The sequence below is a fragment of the Thiohalophilus sp. genome (assembly GCF_031581315.1).
Classification (GTDB): domain Bacteria; phylum Pseudomonadota; class Gammaproteobacteria; order UBA6429; family Thiohalophilaceae; genus Thiohalophilus.
Genome location: NZ_JAVLAZ010000130.1, coordinates 1 through 4,846 on the forward strand (window position 1 = coordinate 1; position 4,846 = coordinate 4,846).

The 4,846-nt window shown below is 60.2% G+C and carries 3 protein-coding genes; 1 reads left to right on the top strand and 2 read right to left on the bottom strand.

Going from position 1 to position 4,846, the window contains the following annotated elements; genetic code table 11:
* Nucleotides 1-2,138, bottom strand: a 2,138-nt coding sequence (uvrD, locus tag RI563_RS12550; RefSeq protein WP_310694726.1) for a DNA helicase II, incomplete at its 3' end; no start/stop codon positions are given.
* Nucleotides 2,139-2,307: 169 nt separating this feature from the next.
* Here uvrD and RI563_RS12555 point away from each other — a divergent pair.
* Entirely contained in the window at nucleotides 2,308-3,933 is a 1,626-nt protein-coding gene (locus RI563_RS12555) for a diguanylate cyclase (RefSeq protein WP_310694727.1), read from the top strand.
* A gap of 27 nt (nucleotides 3,934-3,960) precedes the next feature.
* On the opposite strand, the gene RI563_RS12560 is transcribed toward RI563_RS12555, so the two are convergent.
* Nucleotides 3,961-4,846, bottom strand: an 886-nt coding sequence (locus RI563_RS12560; RefSeq protein ID WP_310694728.1) for an FAD-dependent oxidoreductase, incomplete at its 5' end; no start/stop codon positions are given.

The following is a 4,846-nucleotide window of genomic DNA, read 5'->3' on the forward strand; positions in this document are numbered from 1 at the left end:
AGCCATTTACTGCCTTCGGATTCGAAGTTGACCTGCACCCGGGCGTGACGGCCCTCGCCTTCGTAGTTCAGTACCACGCCCTCGCCGAAGGTTTCATGGCAGACGCGCTGGCCCAGGATAAACGCCGACTCGTTGAACGAGATATCGCCACTGCCGGTGGAGAAACTGGCCGCCGGCGTCACCACGCCGGTCAGACGCTGCTCCTCGATCAATTCGGGGGGTACCTCCTTGAGAAAGCGCGACGGTTTGGCGTAATGCTCTTCGCCGTACAGGCGGCGCTTTTCGGCATAGCACAGGGTCAGCTGCGCCATGGCACGGGTCATGCCCACGTAACAGAGGCGGCGTTCCTCTTCCAGCCGGCCGGGGTCTTCCGCCGACAGGCGATGGGGGAACAGCCCTTCTTCCATGCCACACATGAAGACCTGTTTGAACTCCAGCCCCTTGGCCGAGTGCAGGGTCATCAGCTGCACGCAGTCGTCCCATTCATCGGCCTGGCGTTCGCCCGCCTCCAGCGCGGCATCGGCCAGAAACGCTTCCAGTGGCTGGAGTTCGGGCTCGCCATCTTCCACCGGTTCCGGGGTGAAATCGCGTCCGGCACTGACCAGCTCCTCGAGGTTTTCGATCCGGACCTGGCCGCGCTCGCCCTTTTCCTTTTCATAGTGCGCGATCAGACCACTGGCCTGGATCGCCTGTTCGATCTGTTCATGCAACTCCAGATCGCGAATCTCATGACCCAGCGTCTCGATCAAATGCACAAAGTTCTGCAAGGCCCCCAGCGCGCGGGCCGACAGCTGCTTGTGTTCGATCAGGTGGTATATCGCCCGCCACAGGGACATCCCGCTGTTGCGGGCCGTCTCGCGCAGCGAGGTAATCGTGCGACTGCCGATCCCGCGGGTCGGGACATTGATGATGCGCTCCAGCGAGGCATCGTCCTCGTGATTGACCGCCAGGCGCAGATAGGCCAGTGCGTCCTTGATTTCCTGGCGCTGGAAAAAGCGCAGTCCGCCATACACCCGGTACGGGATGCGCTCCTGGAGCAGGGCCTGTTCCAGCACTCGCGACTGGGCATTGGAACGGTACAGCAGGGCGCATTCACTGCGCGCGCCGCCCTGCTCAATCCAGCCCTCAATCTGTTCGACAATATAGCGCGCTTCTTCCTGCTCATTGAAGGCACCATACAGCCGGATCGGCTCGCCCTCCTCGCCCGCGGTCCACAAACTCTTGCCGAGCCGATCGGTATTGTTGGCAATCAGGGCATTGGCCGCGTTGAGGATCGTCGAGGTGGAGCGGTAATTCTGTTCCAGGCGAAAGGTCTGCGTGTTGGCAAAATCGCTGGCAAACTGATGAATGTTTTCCACCCGGGCGCCACGCCAGCCATAGATGGACTGATCGTCGTCGCCGACGGCGAACACCTGGCCGGTTTGCCCCGCCAGCAGGCGCACAAACGCGTACTGAATGGTGTTGGTGTCCTGGAACTCGTCCACCAGGATATGCCCGAAGCGACGCTGATAATGGCCGAGAACATCGGGGTGTTTAAGCCACAGCTCGTGGGCGCGTAACAACAACTCGGCAAAATCCACCAGCCCGGCCCGCCGGCAGGCGGCTTCATAATTTTCGTAAATGGCGATCATGTGTCGTTGCCAGGGATCGCCATGATGTTCCAGATGCTGCGGCCGCAGGCCTTCGTCCTTGCGCGCATTGATAAACCACTGTGCCTCGCGCGGCGACCAGTGCTCCTCGTCCAGTCCCATTTCGCGCACCACCCGTTTGACCGCGCGCAGCTGATCCTCGCTGTCCATAATCTGAAAGCCCTGTGGCAATTCGACTTCTTTCCAGTGCGCGCGCAGCAGGCGATGAGCGATACCGTGAAAGGTGCCCACCCACAGCCCGGCCGCGGGAATGCCCAGCAACTGCTCGATGCGCGAACGCATCTCGCCGGCGGCCTTGTTGGTGAAGGTCACCGCCAGAATGCCATAGGGGGAGACATTCTCGGCCTGCAGCAGCCAGGCAATGCGATGCACCAGTACCCGGGTTTTGCCGCTGCCGGCGCCGGCCAGCACCCGGACATTGCCGGTCGGGGCGCAGACCGCCTGGCGCTGGGCGTCGTTGAGGGGATCGAGAATGCCGGAAATATCCATGGGGCGCAGTTTATCAAATTGGCCGCGCCCGCGGGGTTTGCCTGCCCGTGTTTTTCATTTGTCGGTTTTTGAACCATACTTGAACGTATCAGGGTTGCCGATAGCCCTGCCACTGACGGGCCATCATCCCGGAACCCGAACACGCGCCACGACAACACAAAAACACCCCATGAACAGCAACGTATCGGACATACAGGCCAGACTCGAGCGACTGCACCAGGATTATGCCCGCCAGTTGCCGGACAAGATCGCCGTGATCGATCGGCTCTGGCAACAACTGCTGACGGCCCCCGATGCTACCATTCGCCAGGAACTGATCCGGCTGTGCCACACCCTGGCCGGCTCCGGCGCCAGCTACGGCTTCGCGCAGGTCACAGCAGCGTGTCGGCAGATCGAGCAGGCCCTGCTGAACCTGGACGATCGGACCGAGATTCCCGATGCGTTATCGCAACAGATCAACCTGCATCTGAACCAGCTGCGGGAATTGTCCCGACAGGCACCGGACAAGCGAATGGATCCCGGCGCCAAAGCGGCAGATCCGTCAGCCGGGCGGCTTATCTATATTCTCGATGAAGCCGATCACTATGCCCATGAACTGGCCGGGGAAATACGCAACTACGGCTATACCATCGAGCTGTTCGACGAGCCCCGTCTGTTACAACAACAACTGCAACAGCAGCTGCCTGCCGCCATTGTGCTGACCTGTTCGCTGGCAGAGACAGATCCGACCGAACTGTCGCGTTTTGCCCCGCTGGCACAACAGGCGCCAACGCTGCTGATCACGGACAACGGCGATACTGCGCATCGGCTGCAGGCAGTCCGCAGCGGCATTCAGGCCTATTTTCTCAAGCCGGCCAATATCATCGACCTGATCGATACACTGGACCATTTCAGTCACGAAGAGCCGCACCCGCCCTGTCGCATTCTCATCGTCGAGGACTCACAGCCGGCTGCCGAATTTTATGCCGCGCATCTGCAACAGGCCGGCATGGAGGTGCAATACATCACCGACCCCATGCAGATCATGGAGGCGATTTCCGGCTTCTCACCGGAACTGATTCTGATGGATCTCTACATGCCCAGATGCAGCGGCAAAGAGCTGTCGGAACTGGTGCGCCAGAAAGAAAGCAATCTCGCCACCCCGATTGTGTTTCTCTCGGCCGAAAGCGACCTGGAAAAACAGCTCGATGTCATCCAGCATGGCGATGACTTTCTTACCAAGCCGATCAGTGCCGCTCACCTGGTGGCGGCGGTACGTTCACGTACCCGACGTTTTCGCGAACTGCGTGCGTTGATGCTCAGAGATAGTCTGACCGGCCTGTATAACCATACCACCCTGTTCGATCTTTTCCACCGTGAGTTGCAACGGGCATCCCGTCACGGTGACATGCTCAGCTATGTCATGCTCGACATCGATCGCTTCAAACAGGTCAACGATAATTACGGACACGGTATCGGCGATCAGGTGATCCAGTCGCTGTCACGGCTGCTACGCCAGCGGCTGCGCGGCAGCGATTATATCGGCCGTTACGGCGGGGAAGAGTTTGCGATTATCATGCCCAATACGCCCGCCGAAGCAGCCAGTGAGGTGATCGACACGATTCGGATCGATTTTGCCCGCTTGCGACAACATACCCACGACGGAGAAATTTACTGCACCTTCAGTGCCGGCGTCATCGACAGCACACTGAGCGATGATGCCGGCAACCTGGCCCGGGCAGCCGACGCGGCGCTCTATCGAGCCAAACAAGCCGGGCGCAACCGGCTGATGCTGGCGGACAAAACGGACCTGTGATTCCGGCCCTGCCCTGTGTTGCGGTATTCAGTTGTCCAGCACGTTGGGCAGCTGTTTGGCCAGGCTTTGCTTTTCCTTTGTTTTATCTTCCGTCAGGATAAATCCCAGCACCTGCTCATCCGCATCGACAAACAGGGCCCGCAGGCCACTGTCATCGCTGTCGATTTGCCATTGCCCGTCGCCCGCGGCTTTCGGCGGTGGCGAGATAACCAGCGGAAAGTCCGGTGTTTTGACCACCACCGGCATGGGCGGATAAACCAGATCGGTCGGCTCGCCGGCGAGGGTTTTGGCCAGCGCCCGCGCCGCATTCATGATCGGCATCACATACGGCAACCACAAACCGTCGACTTCGGCACAATCGCCAAGGGCATAGATATCCGGGGCGCTGGCGGCCAGCCGGCGATCCACCTCTATCCCACGATTGACCTTTAATCCCGCAGCCCGGGCCAGTTCAATATTGGGCACCAACCCGGCGGCGGACAGGACAAAATCGCTCTGCAGTACGGTCGCGTCGGAGAGGGTCAGTTGTAGCGTTCCATCCTGCCGATCGATTCGATCCACTGTGCGCTCCAGATACCACTCAAAACCTTTCTCCGCCAGCACTTTTTGCATGCGCTGACCGACCGCTTCGGGCAACAACAGACTCAGCGGATACGGGTCCGGCCCGATCACCTGGACTCGATGGCCGCTGCGCAACAGATCATTGGCGAACTCGCATCCCACCAGGCCGGGACCGATCACGCTGATCTGCTGCTTGCCCTCCAGTTGCTGACGAAACGTGCGATAGGCCGTGAGGTCGTTGACACTCATCACCTGATCGGCGGCGTCCCCCTGCAACGGCAACTCTCTTGGCGTGGCACCGAGTCCCAGCACCAGCCGGCCGTATTTCACCTCACCCTGGCTGCTGACCAGC